Below are 25,429 nucleotides of genomic sequence, written 5' to 3'. Positions count from 1 at the left end.
GCGGTCATGCGCACCGTCGACCCCGAGCAGCACGCCCGCAAGCGGGCCCGCATCCTGGCCGCGGCGGCCGAGGAGTTCGCGGCGAACGGGATGGACGGCACGTCGACGGCGCGCATCTGCCGGCGGGCGGGCATCGGCTCGGGGACGCTCTTCCACTACTTCCCCACCAAGAAGGCGATCTTCCACGCCCTCTTCGCCGACGACCTGGCCCGGACGGCGGAGATCCGCGACCGCGCCCTGGCCGCCGACGACCCCCGGGAGGGCTTCGCCCTCCTCTTCGACCGGCTCACCGCGGACTTCGACGACCCCCAGGCCCCGGGCCTGATCGCCGCGGCGCTGCTCCAGGCGAGCCGCGACGAGAAGTTCGCCGGGCTGCTCGGCGACGACGAGTCCCGGACCCTGGCGGCCCTGACCACCCTCCTCGACCGGCTGGCGGCCCGGGGCCACCGCCCCGCGTTCCCGCCCCCGCGCGCGGCCCGCTGGCTCGTCACCCTCATCGACGCGGTGTACCTGGCGGCGACGGACGACGGGTTCGACCCGCGGGCGCACGCGGCGGAGCTGCGCGAGGTGACGGCCTGGCTGACGGGCGGCGCGGTGGACCCCGCCGGGGCGGCGGGGACGCCGGGAGCGTCGGAGACGGCTGAGGCGGCCGAGGCGGCGGCGGCGGCGGAGAAGTCGCCCTAGGCGCTGCGGCGCAGGTCCAGCATGTCCGGCAGCTGCCGGAGGCCGGCGGACCGGTAGGTGGCGACGGCGGCGGTGTTGGACGCGAGCGTGTCCACGACGACGCTGGAGGAGCCCAGCTCCCGCAGCGCGCGGGCCGCGGCGACCGTGATCGCCCGGCCGTAGCCGTGGCCGCGGTGCTCCGCGTGGACGCCCATCGGCTCGATCAGCCCCGGCCTGCCCTCGCCCGCCGACCACACCGTCACGGCGGCCACGGCCTCGCCCCGGTCGTTGCGGGCGAGCAGGCAGCGGGCGTCGGCGTACGGCGGCGCCGCCGCGACCAGGTGCCAGCGGTCCTCGGTGAACGTGGACTTGCCGAACGCCGCGCGCTGGACCGCCGCCCGCTCGGCCGCCTGCGCGGGCCCGACCACCTCGACGTGCACGCCGGGATCGGGTACGGGCTCGCGGAGGTCGCGGCGCAGCGGCGTCCAGGGCTCGTCGACCGCCCAGCCGTCCCGCGCCAGCAGCTCCGGCCCGAGGGCGCCGGCCGGGGCGGCGACGTACACCTCGCCCGCCGGCAGCACACCCCGCTCCGGCACCGCCACGTCCTCGGCCATCCGCCGCGCCAGCTCCGCGTCGTGCAGCGCCCCGGGGGCTATGCCCAGCCGCAGCAGGTCCGGCCCGTCGAGCAGCCCGACGGCCAGCACCTCCCCGTCCCGGCTCCAGGTCCGCACGGCCGCGGCCGTCCGCTCGGCCCCGAACCGGCGGAACCAGCCGAGGTCGCCGGGGTGGAGCTGCACCGGCCCCGCGTCGTCCTGCCATGCGGCCAGCATCCGGCCGGCGCCGTCGAGTCCGGCCACCTCGGGCGTACTCATCGTGATCACCATCCCCCGATCAGACACCGGCGGGCCGCCCGCGCGCACCTGATATTCGCGGGGGCGGGTGGGACACCCGGCAAGGGGGGCGGCGGGGCGTCCGGGCTCCGACGCTGTTTCACTGCCGGAATCGTGCAATGACCATGTACCCGTGTTGTCACGATCCGCGACTGTGCTTGCGTACGGCTGTACGAAACAGTTGTGATTGCGGAGAGTGATCACGCGACTTGAGGAGGGGGACGATATGGCACGTTCGCGCGCGCAGACCGTAAGAAGCGCGGCGCAGGCCGTGATGCAGGGGAACGACCCGAGGCAGCTCGCCCAGGACGAGCTGCGCCGCCGGGGCGTGCTGCCCGACGGGGAGCAGGGCCGCGAGGGCAGGGAAGGCGGCCGGGGCCGGCGTACCGACGCGCCCCGCGAGGACGGGATGGACCCGGCCGACTTCCCCGCCGCCCGCGACCAGGGCGGCAGCCTCGACACCGTCATGACGCAGCAGTCCGTGCCGCTGGACGAGGCCGGGGAGGTGCTGAACCGCAGCGAGCTGAAGCGCGAGGGGCTGGAGCAGGTGCACGCCATCTGCCCGATGGTGCTGCCGCGCGGGCGCTCGTTCCTCAGCATGCTGCCGGTCTCGCTGCTGCTCGTCATCGGCGCCATCGGCACCATCGCGGTGGCCGCCGCCGGCGACGACGTGCTGACGAACCCGATGTTCGGCGCCCACTACTGGGTGCTGGCGATCTTCGCCGTCGGGTTCGTGTGGTGGCGGCAGGGCATGGTGATGGTGCCCGACGGGTGTCATGCACTGATCACCAAGTTCGGCAAGCTGGAGCAGGTCACCGGCCCCGGCCGGGTCATCCTGCTGAACCCGTGGAAGCGGGTCTCGTACATCCTCAACACCACCCGCGAGTACCCCTTCAACGCGCCCGTGCGCGAGGCGCCGACGAAGGGCGGGGTGAAGGCGTCCATCGACCTGTTCATCCAGTTCCGGATCAGCGACCCGGTCGAGTTCGTCTACACCCTCGGCGCCGTGCGCGGCTTCGAGGAGAAGCTCAACAACGCCGTCAGCGAGACGATCCGCAGCCTCATCTACGAGCAGGAGGCCGCCGGCATCTACGACATGGTCGGCGAGGACACCACCCGGCTGCTCGACGCGCTCAACCACCAGTTCCGGCCCGCGGTCGAGCTGACCAACGCCAACATCACCAGCGCCGAGCCCTCCGACCAGCCGTACCGCATGGACCTCGCGGCGCCCGAGATGGTGCGGATGGCCAAGGAGGCGTACACCCACGAGTACTCGCTCCAGCTCCGCAAGGAGCAGGACGAGGGCGACCTGAGCAAGGAGCTGGCCACCCGCGAGGAGGAGCTGTCCGCGATCCAGGCGGACATCGCCCAGTACCAGGCCCAGATGGACACCGCCGTCGAGCGCGAGACCAACCGCGCCGAGGCGCTGGCCAGGCAGCGGTACGTCCAGGCCGAGTCGGAGGCGCGGGCGAACGCCGCGCTGCTGGAGGCGCAGGCGCTCGACATCCGCGCGGTGACGACGGCCGAGGCGCCGGAGATCCTGGAGTACCGCTACCAGCAGCAGGTCCTCGACACCCTGGAGCAGGTCGCCGACCACCTGCCGCAACTGCTGCGCATCGGCGGGCCGGTGGACGGCAAGGACGGCGGCGCGGCCGGCGTCGACTTCCTGGCCCTGGCCCGGGAGCTGATCGGCGAGCACGGCGCGGACCTGTTCTCGGAGGCCGAGATGGCGGCCGTACGGGAGCGGCTGACCGAGGTCGCGGCGCGGATCGCCGAGCGCGAGCCGGAGATCCGGGCGCTGCGCGAGGCCGAGCGGCCGGCGCCGGTGCCGGCCCCGGCGGGCAGCACGGACGGGGCCCCGCAGACGGAGGCCCCGCAGGCGGCCGAGCCGCAGCCCCTGGCGGCGCAGGCAGCGGGGGCGCAGCCCGTGGAGCCGCAGGCCGCGGGCGCAGGTGCCGACGGCGGTGCCTGGTTCGGCGCCGCGAACAAAGGTTACGGACACGAGAGCACGGGCTTCGGGCCCGCGCCCGAGGGCTACGGCAACGAGGAGGCGGGAGCATGAGCACGGCGGCCATGAAGCGCAGGTCGGTCATCTCCGAACTCGTCGCGGCCTGGGGCGACATCCCCCAACTGCTGCGCGGCGGCGAGGCCGGCACCCTGATCCCCGTCATCATCCCCCGCCACCGCCGCCGGCTGTGGTGGATGGTGCCGCTGTGGCTGTCGCTGCTGGCGCTGGCGACCGGCGTGATGGCCGGGCTGCAGAGCGGCAGCGAGGACGGCTGGAGCTCCGGCGCGTACGACGCGCTGGCGGCGGCCTCGTACGCCACCGGCGTCGTCCTGCTCATCGGCGGCGTGCTGTGGTGGTGGCGCTCGTCGATCGTGAAGATCGAGCAGGGGACGAACGGCGTCCTCACCCGCTACGGCGCCATCGCCCGCACGCTCGGCCCGGGCCGGCACTTCGTCTGGCACCCCTGGTCGCGCGTCGACTTCGTCGTCGACACGGCCACCGAGATCCCGTACTCGGCGCCGGTCATGGCGTGCCCGACGCAGGAGAACGTGCCGCTGCGCTCGATCGAGTTCTTCCTGAAGTTCCGGATCACCGACGCGGTGCTCTTCGTCCGCACCATCGGCGCCGGCAACTTCGACCTGGTGCTCTCCAGTGCCGTGCAGGACGCGATCCGCCAGCGGGCCCGCCGGGTGCGCACGGAGCGCGCGTACGACCTGCGCGGCTCGGACGTCGCGGACATGCAGGACCTGCTCAACCACCAACTGGCCCGCTACGGCGTGCGCATCACCGGCTCCAACATCCCCGACGTGCAGCTGCCCACGCAGTACCAGCAGCACCTCGCGACCCGCGAGCGGGTCGCGAAGGAGCGGACCGCGTACGAGCAGGAGTGGGGCCTGACCCGCAAGCGCCGCATCGACAACCTGCAGATGGACATCGAGCGGGCGAAGAAGGCGCGCGACGCGCGCTTCGTCGAGGTCAAGGCCGCGCTCAACCGGGCCCGCGAGGAGGTCGCCCGGCTGCTGGAGCAGCAGGAGACCGAGGCGCAGAAGGTCCGCTTCGAGATCGAGACCCGCGGGCGCAGCGGCCTGATCGCCGCCGAGAACGAGGCGAAGGCGCAGCGCCGGCTGGCGCAGGCGTACCGCGACAACCGCGCGGTGCTCCAGTACGAGCTGGCCAGGCGGCGGCTGGAGGTGGGCGCGACGCTCGCGGGCAGCGCGCCGCAGCCGACGGTCATCCGCACGGACGGCGGCGGAGGCGGCGGCGACGGATCCGCCCTCACGACCCTCCTCGCGGCACAGCTGCTCCCCCGGCTGGCGGCCGGCTCCCCGGCGGGCGGTCACGTGCCGCCGGCGGGCGGGCTGCTCCGGGCGGTGGCGGCGGAAGGACACGGGGCCGACGAGGAGTGAGCGGTGCCGTGCGGCGGGCGCGGGGGGCTCGCCGCACGGCTACCGTGGACGTATGACGACAAAACACGCACCTCCCCGGATACGGCGTGTCTACGACGACCCCGAACCCGACGACGGCACGCGCGTCCTCGTCGACCGGCTCTGGCCGCGGGGCATGGCCAAGGAGAAGGCGCACGTCGACGAGTGGCTGAAGGCCATCGCGCCCTCGGACGACCTGCGCCACTATCTGCACGCGGACTTCGACCGCTTCCCGGACTTCGCCGAGCGCTACCGCGCGGAGCTGTCCGAGGACGAGCACGCGGCGGCGCTGGCGCGGCTGCGCGAGCTGTACGCCAAAGGGCCGCTGACCCTCCTGACCAGCACGAAAGAAGTGCGGCGCAGCCATCTGACGGTGCTCGCCGAGGAGCTGGAGCAGGGCTGAGCAGCGGCCGTACGCATCACCCGTACGGCCCAACGCCGGTGGCAGTCCGGCCGGACCCGCTCACAGCCTGGAGCATGAGCACCGACCCGGCACCGCACCGCCCCGGCCACTCCGCGGACGAGGGCATACGCCCCGCCGACGACGGCGTACACCCCGTCGGCGACCGCACCCGCCGCGTGGACGAACCCCGAGCCGCGTCCCCCGCCACCCCCCGGGAGCGCCGGTTCACCGTCGTCGAAGGCGACGAGCACCGCGGCCCGCCCCCCGAGGGCGGCGGCGGCCCGGAGCGCACCGCCCACCGCGACCGCGACACCGTCCCCGAAGGCCCCCTCGGCCTCCTCGCCAGAGGCGCCTGGCAGGCGGTGCTGCTCGCGGGCGTCGCCGCCCTCGTCCTCGGCGTCCTCGCGCTGGCCTGGCCCGGCGAGACGCTCCGCGTCGTCGGCATCCTCTTCGGCCTGTACCTCCTGGTCATCGGCGTGATGCAGCTCGTCGCCGCGTTCGGTACGCACGCCTCCACTGCGCTGCGCGTGATGGCGTTCATCAGCGGCGCCCTGTGCATCCTGCTGGGCCTGCTGTGCTTCCGCAGCGCCCTGCAGTCCATCCTGCTGCTCGCCCTGTGGATCGGCATCGGCTGGCTCTTCCGCGGCATCACCCAGGCGGTCGCCGCGAGCTCCGACGAGGCGATGCCGGCGCGCGGCTGGCAGATCGGCCTCGGCGTGATCTCGGCGCTCGCCGGCATCGTGCTGATCGTCTCGCCGCTGACGTCGATCGCGATCCTCACCTACCTCGCCGGCGCCTGGCTGCTGGCGGTCGGCGTCATCGAGATCGCCACCGCGATCCGGATCCGCCATCGCGCGAAGCACCTCCCGGCCGGCGCCTGAGCAGGCCCCCCGTCCGCCCCCGGCGCGCAACGGCGCGTGCCGGGGGCCCGCGTGTGCCCGGCGGCCCGTGTGCTGCCCGGCCGCGTGCCGCCGCGCTGCGTACTGCCCGATGCGTACTGCCCCGCTGCGTGTTGCCCGGCGGGCCCGCGGCGACGTGCTGCCATGATGCTCGTATGAACGTCACCGTCCGTCTCGCACAGCAGCCGGAGGCCGACGCGCTGCTCGGCCGCAGCCCGCTGGCCGCCCTGGTCGGCATGCTCCTCGACCAGCAGGTGCCCATGGAGTGGGCGTTCTCCGGCCCGTACACGATCGCCCACCGCATGGGCGGCGACGACCTCGACGCCCACGCCATCGCCGCGCAGGACCCCGAGGCGTTCGCCGCGCTGCTCTCCGAGAAGCCGGCCGTCCACCGCTACCCGGGCTCGATGGCCAAGCGCATCCAGCAGCTCTGCGCGTACCTCGTGCACGAGTACGACGGCGACGCCGAGGCGCTCTGGCGCGGCGTGGACGACGGCAGGGAACTGCTGCGGCGGCTCCAGGCGCTGCCCGGGTACGGCAAGCAGAAGGCGCAGATCTTCGTCGCGCTGCTGGGCAAGCAGTACGGCGTCACGCCCGCCGGCTGGCGCGAGGCGGCGGGCGCGTACGGCGACGAGGGCAGCCGGCGGTCGGTCGCGGACATCACCGGGCCGGACACGCTGGCGGAGGTGCGGGCGTTCAAGCAGGAGGCGAAGGCGGCGGCGAAGGCGGCCAAGACGACACAGGCGAACCCGAAGTCCTAGATCCGAGGGCGAAGAAGGCGCCCGGAACCGGGACGGGTTGGCCACCGGCCCATTCCGCAACGCCGTTCGAGTCGCTAGGTTGCTCGCACCCCGTCCGCCTTGCGGACAGGAGACCCCACACGCCGGACAGGTTCGCCCACCTAAGACGTCGGAAGGACTCCTGTGTTCCCTCGAAGATTCACGGCTGCGCTGGGCGCGGCCGCCCTCGCCGTCCCCCTGCTCCTGGCCAGCTCGGCGCCCGCCGGCGCCGCGGCTCCGGCGAAGGACGGCGCGAAGCTGGCCCGTGAGCTGGTGCGCACGTCGAGCGCCTCGGACGCGTACAAGCACCTCAAGGCGTTCCAGCGGCTCGCCGACCGCAACGGCGGCCACCGCGCGGCCGGTTCGCCGGGCTACGAGGCGTCCGCCGCGTACGTCTACGACCAGCTCAAGAAGGCCGGCTACGACGTCGAGTACGACACCTTCGACTTCACCTACTCCGAGACGCTGAAGGACGAGTTCGCCGTCGTCTCGCCCGAGGCGCGGGACATCGAGATATACGCGATGACCTTCTCGAAGGCGACCCCCGAGGGCGGTCTCGAAGCACCGCTGGCCGCCGCGCCCGTCGACGCGGACGGCACCTCGGGCTGCGAGCCCGGCGACTTCGCGGGCGGCGACTACACCGGCAAGGTCGCGCTCGTCCAGCGCGGCGGCTGCGACTTCGCCGTCAAGCAGGGCAACGCCGCGGACGCGGGCGCCGTCGCCGCCGTGATCTACAACAACACCGCGGGCGCCCTCAACGGCACCCTCGGTGACGCCGACGCCGTCAAGGTGCCCACCGGCGGCATCACCAAGGCCGAGGGCGAGGCGCTGGCCGCGCTGCTGGCGCAGGGCGAGGTCACCGTCAGCGTCGACATCCAGATGATCGTCGAGCCGCGAACGACGCGGAACGTCATCGCCGAGACCAAGCGCGGCGCCGAGGACCGCACCGTCATGCTCGGCGCGCACCTCGACTCCGTCCCCGAGGGCTCCGGCATCAACGACAACGCCTCCGGCTCGGCGGCGCTGCTGGAGGTCGCGAAGGAGCTGGCGAAGGCGGAGAAGAAGCCGCGCAACCAGGTGCGCTTCGCGTTCTGGTCGGCGGAGGAGCTGAGCCTCGTCGGCTCCACGGACTACGTCGGCCGGCTGACCCCGCGCGAGCTGCGGGACATCGAGCTGTACCTCAACTTCGACATGGTCGCGTCGCCGAACTACGGCCTCTTCGTCTACGACGGCGACGACTCCGACGGCGTCGGCGAGGGCCCGGGCCCGGAGGGCTCGGCGCAGCTGGAGCGGCAGATCACCGACTTCATGGACAAGAAGGGCATGCCGCACGAGGGCACCGACTTCACCGGCCGCTCCGACTACGGCCCGTTCATCGAGGTCGGCATCCCGTCCGGCGGTACGTTCACGGGCGCGGAGGGGACGAAGACCGAGGCGCAGGCCGTGAAGTTCGGCGGCACCGCGGGCGTCGCGTACGACCCGTGCTACCACGCGGCGTGCGACGACCTGGACAACATCAGCATGCCGGCGTTCGACGCGAACATCGACGTCATCGCCAACGCGGTCGGGACGTACGCGCACGACGTCAGCTCGCTGCGCGAGCCGGTGTCGTTCGTGCCCACCGAGGGCGACGAGGGCAGCGGCGGGGGTGCGCACGACGACCACGCGGAGCGGTGAGCGCGTGACGGCGTAGCACAGCCGCCGGGGGAGCCCGGGCCGAGGACGGCCCGGGCTCCCTTCGTGCCTCCCGCCGCTCCGGCCCCGCCCCTTCCTCTGCTTTCGCCCGCTTCTGCCTCCTCCCGCTTCGCTCCTGCCGCTCTCCCCTTGTCTGCGCCTTGCCTCGTACTTGCCGCTGACTTGGTGCTCCTGTGCATCACTGCTGCGCCCGGAGGCGCATCCCCGGTAGGCTTTCCGTGTGATCTTCAAGCGCATCGGAAACGGGAGGCCGTACCCCCACCACGGCCGGGAGTCCACCCGCCAGTGGGCTGACGTCGCGCCACGCCCGGTACGCCTCGACCAGTTGGTGACGACGAAGCAGCAACTGGACCTGGAGACACTGCTCGCCGAGGACTCGACCTTCTACGGCGACCTCTTCGCCCACGTCGTGAAGTGGCGGGGCGACCTCTATCTGGAGGACGGACTGCACCGCGCGGTGCGGGCGGCGCTGCAGCAGCGCCAGGTGCTGCACGCGCGCGTGCTTGAGCTGGACTGACCAGTCCGTTGCCCCTTTCGAGGGGACCCGGGCCCCCCGCATAGATCATTTAGTAGGCACGGCCCCTTCCGGCTACTACGCTGCCGCCATGAGCATGCTGACGCCCCCCGAGATGGGCGGGCCGTACCGCATCAAGGGCACCAAGTATCCGCGTATGCGGCGAAACCGCCGGCGCCGGAAGGTCATGGCCCTGCTCGGTGCCGTGCTCGCGGTCGCGGTCGTCGGCTGGGGCACGCTGCAGCTCGTCGACGCGTTCACGGGCGGCGGTGAGGACGAGCAGTCCGTGCAGGCCCGTACGCCCCAGGACTGCGGCACGGGCGACACGGGCGCGAAGTCCGGCGAGGGCAAGAAGCCGGAGAGCAGTCCGGGGACCGGACCGGAGAAGAAGCCGTCGAGCCTGCCCGCGCCCGCACGGGTCGAGGTGAACGTGCTCAACGCCACCGCCAGGACCGGCCTCGCGCAGAAGACCGCCGACGAGCTGAAGAAGCGCGGGTTCAAGATCGGCAAGGTCGACAACGCGCCCGCTCAGTACGACAAGAAGGTACGCGGCCCCGGCGTGCTGCTCGGCGCCCCGGGGACGGTGGACGGCGAGCTGAAGGTGCTGGGCACCCAGCTGGCCGAGGCGGAGCCGAAGGCCGTGGAGCGCAAGGGCGCGGTGGTCGACCTGATCATCGGCGACGAGTTCCGCGGGCTGGCGAAGCCGGCGGAGGCGAAGGCGGCGCTGAAGGCGCTGGTCGCACCGGCGAAGGCGAAGCCGGGGGCGTGCGACTGAGGACGGGGACGCAGGAGGGGCGGCACCCGGTCCCGTAGCGAAGCCGGCGACCGCACCGCCCGGCCCAGGAAACCCCGGGGACCATGCCGCCAACCGGGCGACGGCACAGGGGCCCGCCCGCCTGCCGCTAGGCGGTCCCGTACATCCGGTCCCCGGCGTCGCCGAGGCCCGGCACGATGTACCCCGCCTCGTTCAGCCGTTCGTCCATCGCCGCCGTGACCACCGTCACCGGCGCGCCCGCCAACTCGTGCTCCACCGCGTCCGTGCCCTCCGGCGCCGCCAGCAGGCAGATCGCCGTGACGTCGTCCGCGCCCCGCCGGATCAGCTCGCGGATCGACGCGACGAGCGTGCCGCCGGTGGCCAGCATCGGGTCCAGGACGTAGACCTGCCGCCCGGACAGGTCCTCGGGCAGCCTGTTCGCGTACGTGCTGGGCTGCAGGGTCTCCTCGTCGCGTATCAGCCCGAGGAAGCCGGCCTCCGCCGTCGGCAGCACCCGCATCATGCCGTCGAGCATGCCGAGGCCGGCGCGCAGGATCGGCACGATGAGCGGCCGGGGCCGCGCCAGCCGCACGCCGGTGGTCTCGGCGACGGGCGTGCGGACGTCGACCTGTTCGGTGCGGACGTCGCGCGTCGCCTCGTACGCGAGGAGCGTCACCAGCTCGTCGGCCAGCCGACGGAAGGTGGGAGAGTCCGTGCGCTCGTCGCGCAGCGTGGTGAGCTTGTGTGCCACCAGGGGGTGGTCGACCACGTGAATCCGCATGCTCCCGAATCTATCCGAGTCCCGGCCGGACACGGATACGCGTGGGGGCCGGGGGGTACGCGTGGAGGAACGGGCCGCGGTTCGCACACAACCGCCAACCGGGTGCAAGGTGGATATGTCCCCCGGCCCGTCCGGACGCTGGAGGTGTGGGATGCCGGATCGTGATCTGCGCAGCGGTGATCCGCTGACCGAGACGTCCGACGCCCGCAGCCGGCGCCGCGCCGCCTTCCTGCGCGACCTGCACGAAGCCGAGCAACTGCGGGCGCGCGTCCAGCCGCGGCGCGCCCGGGCGGCGCGGCGGCGGCACGTCCACCGCATGCGGACGTTCCGCTGGTAGACGGCCGATCGGCGGCGGAAGGCGGGCCTCGCGGCAGCCCAATTCACGACGCACAGCGGAAGACCCCGCAGACAGCGCAGGTTTCTGTCACGATTCCGGTGAGGGCGGGTCCCCCGCCCCAGGTCGGGGGGAGAGAGCAGGCAAGCTCGACCACCCGGCCCGGCACACCTAGGACCAGTGGGAGAGTCACGGTGTACTTCGCCGCACTGCTCGCGCGCACCGAAGACGGGTGGGAAGCGAGCGATACAGAGCTCGACGACGTGGAGACGCTGGACGACCTGGCCGACCTCGCCCGCGAGGCGACGGCCGACGCAGACGAGACCGTACTGGTGCTGCTCGAACAGGAGGACATCTGGTACAGCGTCATCCGTATAGACGGTGAGGACGACCCGCGCGTCTTCGTCTCGAACGCCGCCGCCGCGGGGCGCAGCGCGTACGGGGAGATCCTGCTCACCCCCGAGCTGCTCGGCCGGGAGCCGGAGGACGACAGCGCGCTCGACAGCCTGACGGACCTGGACGGCACGGAGGACGGCGAGCCGGACGCCGACACCGGCGCCGACGCGGACTCCGACGCCGACCCGGACGCCCCTCCCGGCACGCCGGCGGGCCCGGTGGGCGACTCGGAGCTGCTGGCGGACCTCGGGGTCTCGGAGAAGCAGCTGCTGGCGCTGCACGGCGACGCGGTCAACGAGATCGCCGACCTGCTCGGCGCGGCGGACGTGCTGGAGACGGTCCGCTGACGGAGCCCGGCGGCGGAGCGGAGACCGGCCCGTACGAGGAGCTGTGGGCACCGCCGATGCGCGCGGCCCTCGCGGAGGCGGAGCGCGCCCTTCTGACGGGGGACGTCCCGGTGGGCGCGGTGGTCGTGGGCCCGGCCGACGCGTCCGGCGACCCGTACGAGACGCTGATCTCCGCGCCCCCCACGGGCCGGATCCTCGCCAGGGCCAGGAACGAACGCGAGGCGACGGGCGACCCCACGGCGCACGCGGAGGTCCTGGCGCTGCGCGCCGCGGCGGCGGAGCTGGGCGGCTGGCGGCTGACGGGCTGCACGCTGGTAGTCACCCTGGAGCCGTGCACGATGTGCGCGGGCGCCGCGGTCCTCGCCCGCGTCGACCGCGTCGTCTACGCCGCCCGCGACCCGAAGACGGGCGCGGCGGGCTCCCTCTGGGACGTACTCCGCGACCGCCGCCTGAACCACCGCCCCGAGGTCGTCCCCCACGTCCTGGCCGGGCCCGCCACCGCCCTGCTGACCGCGTTCTTCCGCGACACCCCGGCGACGGACGAACCGCGCCCGTAACGATTTCTGCTCACGGCGGCAGGTGGGCTAAGCTGCGTGGCGGTAGCGTGTCCGAGCGGCCGAAGGAGCTCGCCTCGAAAGCGAGTGTGGGGGCAACTCCACCGTGGGTTCAAATCCCACCGCTACCGCCACTGAAGTGCAGAAACACGAAAGGCCGGGCCCGCGACAGGCCCGGCCTTCGTGTATCTGGTCTCAGTTTTGGTCTCAGTTGGCCGGTACGAGGGCTCCCGCAAGCCCGTCGTCATCGTCGTCCGGCCCGTCTCCGTCCGGCTTCCAGATGAGCCCGTCAACCTGTCGCGCCACGTTGCTGCGGACAGAATCGACCATGTGCTGATACCGCGCGGCCATGGCGGTGGTCGACCATCCCATGAGCCCCATGACGGCGCGCTCGGAGACTCCGAGGATCAGCAGCACTGTCGCCGCCGTGTGTCGGGCATCGTGTAGCCGGCCGTCGCGTACCTTCGCGTCGCGCAGCAACTCCTTCCACTCGTCGTAGTCGGTGCGCGGAGGCGATCCCAGACCGGTCGGCGTCGCGAACAGCCATCCCTCGTCATGCCAGGCGTCCTCTGCCGCCTCCCGCTCGGTGTCTTGACGGATCTTGTGCTTGCGTAGCAAGTCCACAAGCTGTGGAGGGAGCCCGACCGCACGCCGACCGGCGCGAGACTTCGTGTCGGCCGTCTCGGGATTGGTCCGCTGGCGCTGCGGGCAGTACCCGGCCTTGCGCCCACACGGGCGGCTCCCGCATCCGTGCGTGTAGCGGGGCCGCCGCCGACTACGCCGGACCATGAGAACCCCTCGGTCCAAGTCCACATCGGTCCACTTCAACCCGAGCGCTTCACCCTGCCGGAGCCCGAGGGCAAGGGCCACGGCCCACCGTGCCGAGTTGCGGCGCCTGTCGGCCGCGCGGAGCAACCGCCGCACCTCTTCGACGCTGTATGGCTCCACCTCTTCTTCGCGCACCCTCGGCGCCTTGGCCAACTGCACCGGGTTCCTCGCCAGGTGGCCACGGCGCACCGCCTCGTTGAGAGCGGTGCGGAAGGTGCGGTGCACCTGGTGGGCGGTCGCGGGCCTGCTTCCGTGGGCCTGCATCTTCGCGTAGAAGACCTCGATGTGCTCCGGCTTGAGCTTGTCGAGACGGTGAGCCCCCAAGCCGGGGATCAGGTGCTTCCGCACGGCCACGCCGTACCCCACCATCGTGTTCTCGTTGACCCCGAGCGGAGCAATGTTCTCGATCCAGTGCGTCAGCCACGCCTTCACCGTCCACGGCTTGCCCGGCTTGCGCACGGCGTCGGCGTCACGCATGCGCTCCAGCTCCCTCACGGCCTCGACGACTTCCGCTTTCGTCTTCCGGCCGACGTGGCGCCGGTCCGGCTTGCCGTCGTCGCGTACACCAACCGTGACGCGGCCGTGCCAACGGCCGTCGCGACCGAGGTAGATCGAGGACCGGCCGTTGGGCTGCCGGACGCGCTTCTTGTCGTCTCCCACGGTTTCTCCTCTCTCAGGCTGCGGACTGGACGAAGGGACGGCCAAGCGCCCGCAGGCGGGCGACGTACTCGGGAATCGCGTCTGCGGGGACACGCCGGAGGCGGCCGACCGTGACCGACTCCAGCTCTCCAGCGCTGATGAGCCGGTAACAGACGGTCCTGCCGATACCGAGTCGGCGGGCAGCCTCCTCAACCGGGAGCAGGGCAATGGTCGGGTCGATGTCGCCGTGATCACGAGGGTTCAGGGCGTGCTGCACGGTGATCCCTTCAGCGCTTGGGGTACGGACGTTCGCCGCAGAAACCGCAGAATCCGCAGAAACCAGCGGACTTGGCTCCTGACCTGGGGTTTCGTCGGCGACAGGGCGGCTTCCGTAGAAAGCATCGAATGCGCCGCAGAAATACGGGTCGGCTTGGCCGTCCAGGCTGCGAGCAGCGATGCGCGGGTATTTGTGCGGCGGTTCCGTCGCTTTCTGCGGCGGCTGGCTCCGCACGGGGCCGAGGGTGCTGCGCTGCTGGTCAGCATTGGAAGCGCGGGGTTTTTGTTGTTTCTGCGGTTTGTGCGGCCGGACGGTGCCGCGCAGGGCTGTGCGTGTGGTCATGCCAGCCCCTCCCGTACCTGCGGGTGGATGAGGTAACGCGGCGCCGGCGGACGGCCGCGCTTGCCGTTCCGGGGTGGTGTGTGGATACGCAGGTAGCCGTGTTCCTCCAGGAGGGAGACGGCCGGCTCCATGTCGGCCACCGTGGGGAACTCGGCGCGGGAGAGCTTGGCGAAGAGGTCGCGACGGCTGACCGTCTCCCAGCCGTTCGCTGCCAGCACCTCCAGGAGCGTCTTGGCCCGCGACTGGGCCGCGTCAGCGCCCATGAGGTCAAAGACGTTCAGCGCGTGGCCGGCGAAGTACTCGCCGAGTTCGATGGCACCCAGCATGGTGCTGTCATCGATGGCCTTGCCGTAGCCGTCATGCAGGTGGGCGGCCAGGTGCAGCAGCCCGGCGATGCGCGCGACGGTGCCCACCAGCTTGCCCGCCCACTTCTGGAGGTGACCCAGCTTGCCGCCCTTGGGACGGAGTTGGATCTCCAGCTCTTCCTGGTAGCTCTTCAGCGTGTTGTCGGCGGCCGGGGTGAGCTGGAGTACGGCCGGATCCGTCCAGTCCGCGAGGGAGAGCGTGAGCGCGACGATATTGCGCTCGTATCGAGTGGCGACGACGTCCGCCACGGGGTCGGGGTCGCTGTTCCGGTAGCCGACGAGAGATTCCGGCATGGAGTAGAGGAACCGGGCCAGGAGGCCGCGCCCGTCGAATCCGCGGTGCTTGCCGATGTCCTCCAGGACGGTCGGCTGCACTGCCAGACCCATCGTGAGAGCGGGGGCTTCGATGGACTCCTCACGGGAGCGGCGGTCGACGCGCAACCGGTCCCCGGCGTGCCCTTTCAGGAACACCTCCATGTTGGGGGTGCCGGAGTAGCGCCCGGCGATGATGTCGAAGATGCCGCCCTCGGCGGACATGACGGCCAGGCGCCCACCCTGCTCGGCCATGAGGGAGGTGACGGTCTCCGGGGTGGAGTCGTCGGCCAGCAGCCGGGGCCGCGCGGGCACGGTGAGCCCTTCGGCTTGCTGTGCCAGACCGATCGCCTCGGCGACGAGCGAGTCATGCTCGGGACCCTCGGCCGACGCGGCGCGAGCGGCGGCCTTGTCGGCCGCTTCCTGTGCCATCCTGCGGGTCAGGTTGGCCTCCAGAATGCGCCCGGCCATTTCGTCCGCGAGCGACCTTTCCGCTTCGTAGAGCGGGCCGGTCATCGCTGCGAAGACGGCGCTCTTGCGGTTGGCGGGCGGGAGAGCGACGACCACGTACAGATTGGTCGGCTCACGCCACCGGCCGCGCACCTGCACGACGCAGCGACCACCGGCAGCCGTCGCCAGAACGGACAGGGCCAGGGAGCCCGCCATATCGACGGGTGTCTGCGTCTCCTCGGCGATGCCGGCAGCGAACTCGCGCAGCCAGCCGGGGAAGGTGTGCAGCGGGAAGGGCGGGAGCGTCGGACGGGTGTTGAGGGGGACGGGTTCCTGCCAGGTGTCCGGAGGCTTCTCGTCGCTGAGGGCGAGCGCTTCCCGTACTTCGGCCGCAGAGGCGTCCGGAGTCGAGGCGGCCTGTACGAGACGCGTTCCGGCTTCGATAAGGCGGCGGCGCTCGGCCAGTTCGTGAACGATCTCGGCGTAGTACCCGGCATTCGCGGCCGTGGGCACGGCCTGGACGAGGGAGTGAACGTGGCTGGCGCCACCGACGCGGCGCAGGTCGCCGATGCGGTCCAGGTGGTGCGTGAGGGTGATCGGGTCGACCGGTTGGCCCTCTTCGTGCAAGGCCAGGATGACGCGGTGAATCGTCTCGTGGGCGGGCCGGTAGTAGTCCTCCGGGTTCAGGGTCTCGGTCACCTCAGCGATGGCCTCGGCGCGGAGCATCATGGCGCCGAGAACGGCCATCTCGGCTTCCACGTCGTTCGGCGGACCGCTGTTCTCGGATTGATCGAACAGAGCGCGCACATTGCTGTACGGCGCGTCTGCGGACCCAGATGGCATCCTGGTGCCCTCCTGTTTCCTGGTTGGGATAGGGAGACCGGAGGCGGCGGGCGACCTTGGTCGGGAGTGCCGCCGCCTCCGGGCGTAGCTAGGAGTCGGTGTGAGCCGTGAGCCAGGCCAGATACTCCTGGCGGACGTAGGGCCGGTAAGACCGGCCGGGCGGGTTCAACAGCGGCTTGATGGGGCCGTGCGTGGTGTAGTGGGTGTGATCGAAGTCGGCGAGTCGTCCGGCCGCGTCTTCCGCCGTCTCGACTGCTGCGGCGGCGACTTCGGGCGCGTACACCTGGACCTCGGCAAGAGCGATGCGGTCAAGCAGGGCAGCCTTTCGGAGCCAGAATTCGCGCCCCATCGGGACACCGAATTCCTTGTCGGCTGCCGCGCCGGCCACCCACGAAATCTCAGGGACGATGCGCGGCGCGTTCGCGTAGGCGACCTCGGGCGGCGGGCACGCCGCAGTGTTGGGATCGGATGTCACTTCTTCTCCCTGGCTTGCTCGGATGGGCTCACGGCTCGATTTCGAGGGCGCTGAGAAGGTCGGCGACGCTTCCGCCGAGGAGAGTCAGCCGCCGCTCAATGGCCTGCCATGACTCGGCATCGATAGCCATGAGGCTGGCGACGGCGGTGCCTCGGTCACCGTGGTCGAGAGCGGTGAAGGCGTCGCGCAGCTCGCCGACGGCCATGAGAGAGATGTGCTGCGGACGGGGAGAGATGGCGTTCAAACCGTTCTCCGTTCCGGTCAGTTGCCGATGCCGCGGACGGCGTCGGCGATGGCAGTGACGAGTTCGTTGACGGTGGGGGCGGCGTCGGTGTCGGCGAGGTAGAAGCCGAACAGGACGGCGATGACGGCGCCGGTGAGAGTGGCGGACTTCAGGCGCAGCACTACGGCCAGGGCGATGCCGGCGAGCAGCACGACGGAGATAGTCAGGTTCATCGGCGGGGTGTCCCTTCCGTGCTCCTGGTCCCCGGGCGGGTGCCGGGGGCGGGGGTGTGGGCATCGCGGTAGATACGGGCGGCGCGGTTGTAGATCCAGCGGCCTATGCGGATGCGGCGGCCGTGGCCGTGGCAGCGGCGGCAGTCACGGCCGCGCTTGACCCGGCCGCGGCGGGTGATCTTGGTCTTGAAGCCGAAGCCGCGGCACTTGCGGCAGTTGCCGTACGGGCTGGCCACACACAGGCCGATGTAACAGAGAGTGACTATGAGTGGGATGGTGGTAGCAGTGAACATGGGAGCCTCCGAGGCTGGTTTCGCGGGGTTGCGTGGGGTTGTCGCAGGTAGGTGCTGTGCGCTACGTCGCTGGTGGGATCGGCTTCTTGGTGCTAGCGAGGGTGCTACCGGTAGCAGGCTGCAGTGCTACCGGTAGCACCATCCGACCGTCAGGCCGCGTCCCGCTTGTCGTCACGCTCCGCAATCGCTTTGAGGATGTGGGCACGGACGATGCCGCGGCGGGTGGTGCGCTCCCCGGCGTCCGTCGTGCCGGCGACACCGGTGGTCTTCACCCCGTACGGCTTGAGCGCGGTGGTGACGTTCTCGGTCTTCCACCCGCCGTAGACCTCCGGGCGCAGTTCGGCCAGGCGGGCGGCGATCCGCTCGTTCCAGATCCGCTCTTCCTCCGCGGTGGTGACGGTGCGGATGTCGGCAAGCAGGTCGTAGCCGGCCGCAGCGTCGGCGGTCAGGTCCTCATCGGCGGCGATGCCGGTGACGTTGCCGTAGTCCTCGCGCAGCTTCCGAGCGCGGGCCACGATCGTGTCCGCCATCGGCGCATCAACCTTGGTGCCCCGAATGATGGTCGGTTCGTCTTCCTCGCCGGACATCCAGGCCATGCCCTTGTCCCGTTTGAACGAGAAGATCGTGGCCCGGTAGCCCGCCTTGTACATCGACGTGCCAAGGATCATGTCATTCTCCATCTGGCCGGTGACCTTCAGGCAGAACCGCAGCACCGCGTTCGCGCTGATGGGCGTGGGGATGGAGTGCTTGTCCACACGCTGTGTGGCCAGCACGGTGATGAAGCCCAGCGCCGGACCGCGCTTGACGAAGTCCGTGACGATCTCCTGGATCTCCTTGCCGTACTTGTCGTGCTCGAACGCCTTCTGGCACTCGTCCATGACCACCATCACCGGGTGCAGCCGCAGCCGCTTGTCCGAGGCCAGCTCGGAGGTGACTTTGGACTCGGGGCAGCGCGACAGCGGGAGCGAGTTGATGACCTTCGCCCGGCGCCGCAGCTCGGTCTTCAGCTCCCGCAGGTCATCGAGGCAGTACTTGATGTCCTCGTCTTCCTCGCCGGAGCGGTAGCGGTGGCATACCGGCTTGAGCGGGCGGAAGTCGCCAGTGCCCTTGAAGTCGTAGGCGTGCAGCTCAGCGCGCGGATCCAGGGCGGCGATTAGCAGCAGCAGGCGCATCAGAAACGTCTTGCCCATGCGCGGGATGGAGCCGATGACGCACGCGACAAACATCAAACTGACGTTCACCCAGCGCATCTGCTGGTTGTTCGCGAACGGCACCGGCTTGAACAGATCCACCGTGCCCGACTTCGCCAGCGGCCAGACCGGCGCCTTCGCCTCGTGCATCGGCCGGTCCCCCACCCACAGAATCACGGTGCCCTCGTGGTCGTCCGGGTTGGGCATCGGCCACACGCACCCCAGTTTCCGACGCAGCCCGGAGGCCAGTTCCTTGCGCTTGTCGATGACGTCATCCGGCGTCACCCCCGGGGGCAGTTCGATGTCCGCCCGCCAGCCCGGTCCGTCGCGGTGGATCTCCGAGGTGAAGCGCAGCCCCGCGCCCTTCTTGATGGCCGCGTTCAGCTCCGCGTTGCCCAGCGCCCCCAGCGCGATAGTCACCATCGAAGCGGTGAGCTTCGGCGCCTCGGTCTTGACCACCGCATGCTGCGAGATCGGCGCATCGGCCGGCGCCCCGACCACACCGAACACCCCGACCGCCGTAGCGATGGCGAGCGTCTGGATCCACCACGGGGCGGCGAAGGCCAAGAGCAACGCAACCGTGGTGAGGATCGGCAGCATGACCACCGTCACCGCGCCGCGCCAGCGCACGCGCCGATCCCGTTGCCGGGACAGCTTCAGGTACTCGCCGGTGTGCTCCCGAAACGCCTCTGCGGACCGCAGCCCCGCGCCCTCAGCGTCGGAGGCCCACCGGCGCCAGCCGCGCAGACTGCGTCCGATACCACGCGGGGTGTGCCGCAGCAGGCGGCCGGCGTAGACCGGCGAACGCAGAGCGTGAAAGGCCACGATGTGCCCCACGTACGCGGCCAGCCACCGCACCGCCGTACCCAGTTCGGCACGGGTCTTCAGCCAGGACGGCACCAACTCCCGCCGCCCGGCCTCACGCGCCTGGCCCATCAGCCCCGGGTCCTTCGGCTGCGGGCCGTCGACCGGCCGCGGCCGATCGGCGTCATCGTCATCCGACTCGACACCAGGCCCGTCCGCCGATCCGTTCGTGTCGGATCGGGTCGTCCGGGCCTTGTCGAAGTCGACTACATCGCCACTCTCTTCGGCGGGTGAGTCGGCGAACACTTCGGCTTCAAGCCGCTTGAACAGCTCTCGCTCGTTGTCCTCGTGATTCACTTCCAACTGTCCTTCCACTGGGAGGAACGAGCGGGGTCCGGCCGCTGCTTTGGTCGGTTGAGACCGGACCCCGCGGGCTACTGAGATGCTGTGGCCGGCTCTCCGGCCACGCTTTGAAGTTCGCGCAGGCGCACGCTGACCCAGCCGACTGACCAGCCGGTTCGCTCGGCGAGCTGTCGCACGGTGTTACTCGGATCGGCGGTACGGATGACCTCCAGTGCCTCCTCCTCGCTCAGCTTTGCGGGCGCAGCGACGACCATCGGCGACGGCTGATTGCCCGCTGTGCTGGGCTGCGGCTGGCGGTCAGGAGCGGCGTTCTGCGCGCGTTCATGAACGGAGCGCTGCTGCTGTTCACGGTGCTCGCGGTCGGCCCGTTCACGTGCCTCGCGGGCCAGCTCGAACTCTCGCTGTTCACGACGTTCGCGCTCCTCGCGCTCCAGGTCGAAGCGGCGCAGACGCTCTTCGTGCTCACGCTGCTCACGACGCTCGGCCGCTTCTCGCTCGGCGCGCTGCTTTTCCAGTTGGGCGGCGTGCTCGCGTGCTTCCCGTTCGCGGCGCTCAGCAGCTTCGCGCTCCTGTTCACGCTCCTTGCGAGCCAGACGCATCCGTTCATCGCGCTTGGCCTGCACACGCTCGGCCTGTTCACGGTGCTCACGCTCGATGCGTTCAAGCGCGGCAGTGATCGCGCGCCGGTAGGCCAGTCCCGCCTCGGCGGTGACGATCAGCAGAGTGGGTGCGACTGCGTGAACAGCGACGCCGACCAAGTCACCATGGAGCGCCGAATACCCGATGTTGAGGGCTAGGGTCATGACGCCGGTCAACCAGCGCAGCGCTGTCGGCCAAGGTCCAGCCGAGCCGCCGAGACGAGCGACGGTCGAGTCGAGACGTACGACGATCACGACCGCCGCGTCGACCACCAACGGCAGTACCGGCGCAGTCAGTTCCCACCCATCCGGGGTCACGCTGCGGACGAGGGGAGTGACGGTCAGAACGGAGTACAGGATCGCGCCGAAGATGACGCTCCATGTACCGGCCGAGAGCGTCCGTTCGGCGGAACGGATCTGCTTCGCGCTCGGTCCGGCAGCCGAGCTCAAGCCGCCTCACCACCCGGCAGCGGACCGACGAAGACGACGGTCGGGGAAGGCGAGACCAGCGATGTGAGCGCGTGGGCCAGCCCCTCGGCCACGAGAGTGGTGACCCGGTCGTACAGCTCAGGCTCTTCGGCAAGGATGTCGCGTGCCGCGTCCAGGCGGGCCGCGCGCTCCTCGGCACTCTCACCGTCCACGCCCAGCCACAGCTCCAACGGCGTACCAAGCGCCAGCTCCAAAGCATCGTCCACGGTGACGACCTCATGGCCGGCGATGAAGGACTTCATCGTCATGATCCGAACTCCTGCTTCCTGGTTGGGATAGGGAAGACAGCGACGGCGGGCGCTGCTTGGTCGGGAGTGCCGCCGTCCGCTGCTGGACGCCTGCAAGTCAGACGCGAATGCGCCGAGGACGCAGAAAAGCGCCCTTCAGGCCGGAGGACACGGCCACGGCGAAGGTGAAGGTGACCGAGAAGACAAGGACCGCGCCCCCACCGAGCTGAGCGACGGCGGTACCCATGACGACGCCGGTGATCAGCCCGAGCGCGACGAAGCAGAGGTTGGCGACGTCCGTGGACGGAGTCCGCGGCTGGACCGCACACGCCACCATCTCGACGTTCGCCGAGGGCACCGGTCGGACCGCGTCGTTGAGCCTCAACAGCACCGTCCCCGAGGCGATGCCGGCGACCGTGCCCACGGCATCGTCCCGGCGGTCACGGACGACGTCGCCAATGGCGAGCAACATGATCGTTCTCCCTTCCGAGTCGGGGCCAGGGATCCCCCGGCCGCGAACCTCTCGTCTCAGACGAGTGGCCATGACCCGCGACGCCGCAGCTCAGGCGGCATCGCGGACCAAAATCACTCGGCTTGACACTCTGTGGAGTTCTCAAAGAACAGCCGCTTCCTTCGGGTCCGTTTCACGGGCCCCCCCGGGCGGGTTCACGTAGCACTATGTAGCAGTACGTACTGTCGCGCAAGCCCGTTGAAGCTGCGAGCGTGCTAATACGTGTCAGGCGTGGGTACCCTCAGAGGCGTGAGCAGAGCTGATGACGACCCCCGGCCCGCCTTTGAGCAGCTAGCCGATGCCCTGCGCGAAGAGATCAAGAACGGTGCACTTGAACCCGGACAGAAGCTGCCTTCTGTCCGGCAGCTCATCGAGCAGTACGGCTTCGTGTCGGCGACGGTCCAGAAATCGCTCACTCGCCTGCGGAACGAAGGCTGGATCTTCACCACCAGTCGCGGGAGCTTCGTCCGTGACCCCGACTCCCCGCGTGGGGCGTCGGCCGCGCCCGTCACCGCGGCTGAGTTCGCAGAACTTCAGGCCCAGCTTGCCGCGTTGGCCGAGCGCCTGGAGCTCATCGAAGAGAGGCTTCCGGACCGCTCCGACTCGTAGCATCCTCACCCCCTCTCCTTCCGTCCTCTTCGCTGCGGTGCCGACTCAGCGTCGATAGGCTGTGTTCGGCTTGTGCATCTGTTGTACGGCCGGCGACGGGCCGTCAGAAGACTGTCCATGTGGCCTCGATGGAGCCGCCACAAAGGACACAAGGGTGGAGATCGCGTGGGACAGAAGCCCAAAGCGCTCACGCCAGAAGCGGGGCCTCACCACGAGTTGGGCGCAGAGATGCGGGAGTGGCGCACCCACCGGGGCCGCTCACTGGGCAAGCTGAGCGCGCGAATCAACTACACCCCCAGCTACATGGCCCGAGTCGAGCGCGGGGACCAGGCCGCGTCCGCTGACCTGGTGACGGCCTACGACCACGAGTTACGCGCCGAGGGAGCGCTGGTCCGCAAGTACCGGCGCATCCAGGCCGCAGCCTCGACAAGCCCTGAGACACGTGACCAGCCACGTGTCCATGTGTCCAATCACGGCCCCGATGTGTCCAACGGCTCTGTCCTTCTGGAGGACAGCCCAGAGAGTGAGGCAACGTCGTCGGAGGGGATTTCCATCCCTGCCCGCACCGATGACGGAAGGATCATCTTCGTGTCGATATCGCGTCGTGCGCTGCTCGGCACGCTCGGGACGGCGGCGGCAATCGCCGCGCTCTCGGATGCTCCGGCTGTCGCCACCTCGCCGACACCTGGGACGTTGCCCGCGATGAATCCGATCGAGCACCTGCAGGCCACTCGTCGCGTACTGATCGACAACGACAACATGTTCGGGCCATACCAGAGCATCCCGGTCGTTGAGCGTCAGATGGCAGCCATGCGGTCGTTACGGCGGGAGCTTCGAGGCGAAGACCGCCGACAGCTCCTCCAACTACAGACGCAGTACGCCGAGCTGGCCGGTTGGCTCCACCAGGACGCGGGCAACTTCCGCGCATCCCAGCACTGGACACGCGAAGCGCTGGAGCTTTCCCATCTGACGGGGGACGCTGAACTCACCACCTACATCCTCGCCCGCCGCAGCCAACTCGCCGGCGACATGCGCGACCCCATCGAGGCCCTGGACGTCGCAGAGGCCGCCGAGGCTCGCGCGGAGCCTGGCAGCCGCCTCGCCGCGGTGGCCGCGACGTTCGGCGCCCATGGGCACGCACTCAGCGGCGACGCAGACGCCTGCAAGCGTGCCTACGACCACGCTCACGAGCTGCGAGAGGCTATGGATCCCGACCCGGCGTCTCCGTGGGGGGTCTGGCTCGACGCCGCTTACATCGAGGTGCACCGCGCACAGAGCCTCAACGCCCTCGGCGACCACCAGGCAGCCGCCGAGAGCTTCGGTCACGCCATCACCAACCTTCCGGCCGAGTTCCACCGCGACCGAGGCGTCTACCTGGCCCGCCAGGCTGTAGCCCTCGCAGGAGCAGGTGAAGCAGAAGAAGCCGGCCGCACAGGCATGCAAGCTCTCCGTATCGGCGTGGAGACCGGTTCCGGGCGCATCACGCGAGAGCTGGCCCGCCTGGACGAAGACCTCGGCAAGTGGCATAGCGTCCTCACCGTGAACGAGTTCAAAGACGCCATGAGAGACGCCGTACTCAAGCAAGCCTGAGCCTCGTATCGTCCGCCTCAGTCAGCTCAGCCACCGAGGAGATATCGTGCCCCGCCCGTACGTCACACTCAGCGTCGCGACCTCGATAGACGGCTACATCGACGACACCAGTCCGTCACGGCTGCTGCTGAGCAACGCCGACGACTTCGACCGCGTCGACCAGGTCCGCGCCGACTCCGACGCCATCCTGATCGGTGCCGGAACGATGCGGGCCGACAACCCGCGGCTGCTGGTGAACAGCGAGGAGCGACGCGCGACCCGCGAAGCGGCCGGCAAGCCCGCCTACCCGCTCAAAGTCACCGTGACGAAGACCGGCGACCTTGAGCGCGAGCTGAAGTTCTGGCACCACGGTGGGGAGAAGGTCGCGTACACAACGGACGCGGCCAAGGACAAGCTACGTGCACGCCTGAAGGGTCTCGCCGATGTCGTCTCCACTGGGGAAGACCTGGACTTCGGCGCCCTCCTGGACGACCTCGGCGAGCGCGGCATCCAGCGCCTCATGGTGGAGGGCGGCGGCCACATCCACACCGCGTTCCTCTCGCAAAACCTCGTTGACGAGATCCACTTGGCCGTAGCCCCGCTGGTCGTCGGCCAGTCCGACGCTCCACGCTTCCTTCACCCCGCCGACTACCCCTGGGCGTCCACTCGGCGCATGGCACTCGCCGAGGCCCGATCAATCGGCGACGTCGTGCTCATGCGCTACCTCCCCAAGCAGGAGAGCCACACATGAACGCGGAGCCGTCCACCGCCGACGAAACCTGGATGCGCCGAGCCATCGAACTCTCCCGCCTCTGCCCGCCGAGCGAGACGGCGTTCTCGGTCGGCGCGATCATCGTGGACGCGGCCGGCAACGAGATCGCAAACGGCTATTCCCGCGAAACGGATCCGCACGTTCACGCCGAGGAGTCAGCTCTCGCCAAGCTCGCGCCGGAGGACGTGCGCCTTGGCGCGGCGATGATCTACAGCACCTTGGAACCCTGCGCCAAGCGAAGCTCACGACCGCAGACGTGCACCGAGCTGATTCTGGCTGCTGGGATTCCCCGGGTCGTCATCGCGTGGCGAGAGCCGGACTTGTTCATTTCTGACGTCGATGGAGTCGAGATCCTGCGAGCCGCCGGGGTGTCGGTCGTTGAGCTGCCTCACCTCTCCCCCGGCGTCCGCGAGGTGAACGCACACCTGCCAGGCGTCGCAGGCTGAGCTACAGCTAGACCCAATACTACTTTCCTATCCCGGCGGAGCGTGGCTGAGAGTCGTTCGCGGGGCCGTCAACCGTAGCGGCGCGTCCGT

The 25,429-nt window shown here is 70.4% G+C and carries 29 protein-coding genes and 1 tRNA gene; 17 read left to right on the top strand and 13 right to left on the bottom strand.

Going from position 1 to position 25,429, the window contains the following annotated elements; genetic code table 11:
- The first annotated feature begins 6 nt into the window (after positions 1-6).
- Positions 7-684 (top strand): TetR/AcrR family transcriptional regulator, encoded by a 678-nt coding sequence (locus LG396_RS01675; protein WP_225793274.1) that lies wholly within the window; start codon positions 7-9, stop codon positions 682-684.
- On the opposite strand, the gene LG396_RS01670 is transcribed toward LG396_RS01675, so the two are convergent.
- Positions 681-1,547 (bottom strand): GNAT family N-acetyltransferase, encoded by an 867-nt coding sequence (locus LG396_RS01670; RefSeq protein ID WP_145896320.1) that lies wholly within the window; start codon positions 1,545-1,547, stop codon positions 681-683. The two genes, LG396_RS01675 and LG396_RS01670, sit on opposite strands and share 4 nt — an antisense overlap.
- Before the next feature lie 232 nt (positions 1,548-1,779).
- Here LG396_RS01670 and LG396_RS01665 point away from each other — a divergent pair, with 232 nt between their 5' ends.
- The 8 genes from LG396_RS01665 (at position 1,780) to LG396_RS01630 (ending at position 10,050) form a co-directional block, all read left to right on the top strand.
- A complete protein-coding gene (locus LG396_RS01665) occupies positions 1,780-3,615 on the top strand; it encodes an SPFH domain-containing protein (protein WP_225793273.1) in 1,836 nt (611 codons plus the stop codon).
- A complete protein-coding gene (locus tag LG396_RS01660) occupies positions 3,612-4,967 on the top strand; it encodes an SPFH domain-containing protein (RefSeq protein WP_100300105.1) in 1,356 nt (451 codons plus the stop codon). Before LG396_RS01665 ends, LG396_RS01660 begins: the two co-directional genes overlap by 4 nt.
- Before the next feature lie 52 nt (positions 4,968-5,019).
- Positions 5,020-5,388: a DUF488 domain-containing protein gene (locus LG396_RS01655; RefSeq protein ID WP_018836501.1), complete on the top strand. Its 369-nt coding sequence runs from the start codon at positions 5,020-5,022 to the stop codon at positions 5,386-5,388.
- 74 nt (positions 5,389-5,462) lie between these two features.
- The gene (locus LG396_RS01650) at positions 5,463-6,269 is read left to right on the top strand and encodes an HdeD family acid-resistance protein (protein WP_037753269.1); all 807 of its coding nucleotides are present in this window, start codon (positions 5,463-5,465) and stop codon (positions 6,267-6,269) included.
- A gap of 173 nt (positions 6,270-6,442) precedes the next feature.
- Positions 6,443-7,048: an HhH-GPD-type base excision DNA repair protein gene (locus LG396_RS01645; protein ID WP_225793272.1), complete on the top strand. Its 606-nt coding sequence runs from the start codon at positions 6,443-6,445 to the stop codon at positions 7,046-7,048.
- Between the two features lie 162 nt (positions 7,049-7,210).
- Positions 7,211-8,743: a M28 family metallopeptidase gene (locus tag LG396_RS01640; protein WP_225793271.1), complete on the top strand. Its 1,533-nt coding sequence runs from the start codon at positions 7,211-7,213 to the stop codon at positions 8,741-8,743.
- 238 nt (positions 8,744-8,981) lie between these two features.
- Positions 8,982-9,278 carry a type II toxin-antitoxin system VapB family antitoxin gene (locus LG396_RS01635; RefSeq protein ID WP_018836497.1) on the top strand — a complete coding sequence of 99 codons (297 nt, stop codon included), beginning with the start codon at positions 8,982-8,984 and terminating at the stop codon, positions 9,276-9,278.
- A 94-nt stretch (positions 9,279-9,372) separates the two neighbouring features.
- Positions 9,373-10,050, top strand: coding sequence for a LytR C-terminal domain-containing protein (locus LG396_RS01630; RefSeq protein ID WP_225793621.1), 678 nt, complete (start codon positions 9,373-9,375; stop codon positions 10,048-10,050).
- Positions 10,051-10,177: 127 nt separating this feature from the next.
- On the opposite strand, the gene upp is transcribed toward LG396_RS01630, so the two are convergent.
- Positions 10,178-10,810 carry a uracil phosphoribosyltransferase gene (gene upp / locus LG396_RS01625; RefSeq protein WP_026276269.1) on the bottom strand — a complete coding sequence of 211 codons (633 nt, stop codon included), beginning with the start codon at positions 10,808-10,810 and terminating at the stop codon, positions 10,178-10,180.
- A 151-nt stretch (positions 10,811-10,961) separates the two neighbouring features.
- Here upp and LG396_RS01620 point away from each other — a divergent pair, with 151 nt between their 5' ends.
- The 4 genes from LG396_RS01620 (at position 10,962) to LG396_RS01605 (ending at position 12,575) form a co-directional block, all read left to right on the top strand.
- Positions 10,962-11,147 (top strand): hypothetical protein, encoded by a 186-nt coding sequence (locus LG396_RS01620; RefSeq protein ID WP_027741471.1) that lies wholly within the window; start codon positions 10,962-10,964, stop codon positions 11,145-11,147.
- Positions 11,148-11,338: 191 nt separating this feature from the next.
- Positions 11,339-11,887 (top strand): tRNA adenosine deaminase-associated protein, encoded by a 549-nt coding sequence (locus LG396_RS01615; protein ID WP_100300110.1) that lies wholly within the window; start codon positions 11,339-11,341, stop codon positions 11,885-11,887.
- Positions 11,888-11,943: 56 nt separating this feature from the next.
- Positions 11,944-12,444, top strand: a complete 501-nt coding sequence (locus LG396_RS01610) for a nucleoside deaminase (protein WP_372483194.1) — start codon at positions 11,944-11,946, stop codon at positions 12,442-12,444.
- Positions 12,445-12,485: 41 nt separating this feature from the next.
- Positions 12,486-12,575 (top strand) — tRNA-Ser (locus LG396_RS01605).
- 73 nt (positions 12,576-12,648) lie between these two features.
- On the opposite strand, the gene LG396_RS01600 is transcribed toward LG396_RS01605, so the two are convergent.
- The 11 genes from LG396_RS01600 to LG396_RS01550 form a co-directional block, all read right to left on the bottom strand.
- Positions 12,649-13,929, bottom strand: a complete 1,281-nt coding sequence (locus tag LG396_RS01600; RefSeq protein ID WP_225793270.1) for a tyrosine-type recombinase/integrase — start codon at positions 13,927-13,929, stop codon at positions 12,649-12,651.
- 13 nt (positions 13,930-13,942) lie between these two features.
- Complete coding sequence (locus tag LG396_RS01595; protein WP_225793619.1) at positions 13,943-14,173, bottom strand: excisionase family DNA-binding protein; 231 nt, start codon at positions 14,171-14,173, stop codon at positions 13,943-13,945.
- 350 nt (positions 14,174-14,523) lie between these two features.
- Positions 14,524-16,497: a DUF3987 domain-containing protein gene (locus tag LG396_RS01590; protein WP_308190054.1), complete on the bottom strand. Its 1,974-nt coding sequence runs from the start codon at positions 16,495-16,497 to the stop codon at positions 14,524-14,526.
- Positions 16,498-16,585: 88 nt separating this feature from the next.
- Entirely contained in the window at positions 16,586-16,972 is a 387-nt protein-coding gene (locus LG396_RS01585) for a hypothetical protein (RefSeq protein WP_225793268.1), read from the bottom strand.
- Between the two features lie 28 nt (positions 16,973-17,000).
- A complete protein-coding gene (locus tag LG396_RS01580; protein ID WP_225793267.1) occupies positions 17,001-17,216 on the bottom strand; it encodes a hypothetical protein in 216 nt (71 codons plus the stop codon).
- A 17-nt stretch (positions 17,217-17,233) separates the two neighbouring features.
- The gene (locus tag LG396_RS01575) at positions 17,234-17,428 is read right to left on the bottom strand and encodes a hypothetical protein (RefSeq protein ID WP_037752185.1); all 195 of its coding nucleotides are present in this window, start codon (positions 17,426-17,428) and stop codon (positions 17,234-17,236) included.
- Complete coding sequence (locus LG396_RS01570; protein WP_308190053.1) at positions 17,425-17,664, bottom strand: hypothetical protein; 240 nt, start codon at positions 17,662-17,664, stop codon at positions 17,425-17,427. Before LG396_RS01570 ends, LG396_RS01575 begins: the two co-directional genes overlap by 4 nt.
- A 206-nt stretch (positions 17,665-17,870) precedes the next feature.
- Positions 17,871-20,072: a cell division protein FtsK gene (locus tag LG396_RS01565; RefSeq protein WP_225793265.1), complete on the bottom strand. Its 2,202-nt coding sequence runs from the start codon at positions 20,070-20,072 to the stop codon at positions 17,871-17,873.
- A 77-nt stretch (positions 20,073-20,149) separates the two neighbouring features.
- Positions 20,150-21,166 (bottom strand): DUF2637 domain-containing protein, encoded by a 1,017-nt coding sequence (locus LG396_RS01560; RefSeq protein WP_225793264.1) that lies wholly within the window; start codon positions 21,164-21,166, stop codon positions 20,150-20,152.
- Positions 21,163-21,453, bottom strand: a complete 291-nt coding sequence (locus LG396_RS01555) for a hypothetical protein (protein ID WP_308190052.1) — start codon at positions 21,451-21,453, stop codon at positions 21,163-21,165. Before LG396_RS01555 ends, LG396_RS01560 begins: the two co-directional genes overlap by 4 nt.
- 97 nt (positions 21,454-21,550) lie before the next feature.
- Positions 21,551-21,904 carry a hypothetical protein gene (locus LG396_RS01550; RefSeq protein ID WP_225793263.1) on the bottom strand — a complete coding sequence of 118 codons (354 nt, stop codon included), beginning with the start codon at positions 21,902-21,904 and terminating at the stop codon, positions 21,551-21,553.
- 288 nt (positions 21,905-22,192) lie between these two features.
- Between LG396_RS01550 and LG396_RS01545 the strand changes: the two genes are divergently transcribed.
- The 4 genes from LG396_RS01545 to LG396_RS39575 all read left to right on the top strand — a co-directional run bounded on the left by LG396_RS01545 (position 22,193) and on the right by LG396_RS39575 (position 25,339).
- Positions 22,193-22,552, top strand: a complete 360-nt coding sequence (locus LG396_RS01545) for a GntR family transcriptional regulator (protein WP_225793262.1) — start codon at positions 22,193-22,195, stop codon at positions 22,550-22,552.
- 165 nt (positions 22,553-22,717) lie between these two features.
- Complete coding sequence (locus LG396_RS01540) at positions 22,718-24,142, top strand: helix-turn-helix domain-containing protein (protein ID WP_225793261.1); 1,425 nt, start codon at positions 22,718-22,720, stop codon at positions 24,140-24,142.
- Positions 24,143-24,188: 46 nt separating this feature from the next.
- On the top strand, positions 24,189-24,872 hold the full coding sequence (locus tag LG396_RS39580) for a RibD family protein (RefSeq protein ID WP_225793260.1): 684 nt from the start codon (positions 24,189-24,191) through the stop codon (positions 24,870-24,872).
- The gene (locus tag LG396_RS39575) at positions 24,869-25,339 is read left to right on the top strand and encodes a cytidine/deoxycytidylate deaminase family protein (protein WP_225793259.1); all 471 of its coding nucleotides are present in this window, start codon (positions 24,869-24,871) and stop codon (positions 25,337-25,339) included. Before LG396_RS39580 ends, LG396_RS39575 begins: the two co-directional genes overlap by 4 nt.
- The last annotated feature ends 90 nt before the right edge of the window (positions 25,340-25,429 follow it).

Origin of the sequence: Streptomyces aculeolatus, from assembly GCF_020400605.1 — a bacterium.
Classification (GTDB): Bacteria; Actinomycetota; Actinomycetes; order Streptomycetales; family Streptomycetaceae; genus Streptomyces; species Streptomyces aculeolatus.
The sequence above is the reverse complement of the archived record's forward strand: the minus strand, read 5'-3'. Positions and strand labels throughout refer to the sequence as shown.

Coding starts and splice junctions, on each gene's coding strand:
- LG396_RS01675 (WP_225793274.1), top strand. CDS start 7: ATGCGCACCGTCGACCCCGAGCAGCACGCCCGCAAGCGGGCCCGCATC.
- LG396_RS01670 (WP_145896320.1), bottom strand. CDS start 1,547: ATGGTGATCACGATGAGTACGCCCGAGGTGGCCGGACTCGACGGCGCC.
- LG396_RS01665 (WP_225793273.1), top strand. CDS start 1,780: ATGGCACGTTCGCGCGCGCAGACCGTAAGAAGCGCGGCGCAGGCCGTG.
- LG396_RS01660 (WP_100300105.1), top strand. CDS start 3,612: ATGAGCACGGCGGCCATGAAGCGCAGGTCGGTCATCTCCGAACTCGTC.
- LG396_RS01655 (WP_018836501.1), top strand. CDS start 5,020: ATGACGACAAAACACGCACCTCCCCGGATACGGCGTGTCTACGACGAC.
- LG396_RS01650 (WP_037753269.1), top strand. CDS start 5,463: ATGAGCACCGACCCGGCACCGCACCGCCCCGGCCACTCCGCGGACGAG.
- LG396_RS01645 (WP_225793272.1), top strand. CDS start 6,443: ATGAACGTCACCGTCCGTCTCGCACAGCAGCCGGAGGCCGACGCGCTG.
- LG396_RS01630 (WP_225793621.1), top strand. CDS start 9,373: ATGCTGACGCCCCCCGAGATGGGCGGGCCGTACCGCATCAAGGGCACC.
- upp (WP_026276269.1), bottom strand. CDS start 10,810: ATGCGGATTCACGTGGTCGACCACCCCCTGGTGGCACACAAGCTCACC.
- LG396_RS01620 (WP_027741471.1), top strand. CDS start 10,962: ATGCCGGATCGTGATCTGCGCAGCGGTGATCCGCTGACCGAGACGTCC.
- LG396_RS01610 (WP_372483194.1), top strand. CDS start 11,944: ATGCGCGCGGCCCTCGCGGAGGCGGAGCGCGCCCTTCTGACGGGGGAC.
- LG396_RS01590 (WP_308190054.1), bottom strand. CDS start 16,497: ATGCCATCTGGGTCCGCAGACGCGCCGTACAGCAATGTGCGCGCTCTG.
- LG396_RS01575 (WP_037752185.1), bottom strand. CDS start 17,428: ATGAACCTGACTATCTCCGTCGTGCTGCTCGCCGGCATCGCCCTGGCC.
- LG396_RS01555 (WP_308190052.1), bottom strand. CDS start 21,453: ATGACGATGAAGTCCTTCATCGCCGGCCATGAGGTCGTCACCGTGGAC.
- LG396_RS01550 (WP_225793263.1), bottom strand. CDS start 21,904: ATGTTGCTCGCCATTGGCGACGTCGTCCGTGACCGCCGGGACGATGCC.
- LG396_RS39575 (WP_225793259.1), top strand. CDS start 24,869: ATGAACGCGGAGCCGTCCACCGCCGACGAAACCTGGATGCGCCGAGCC.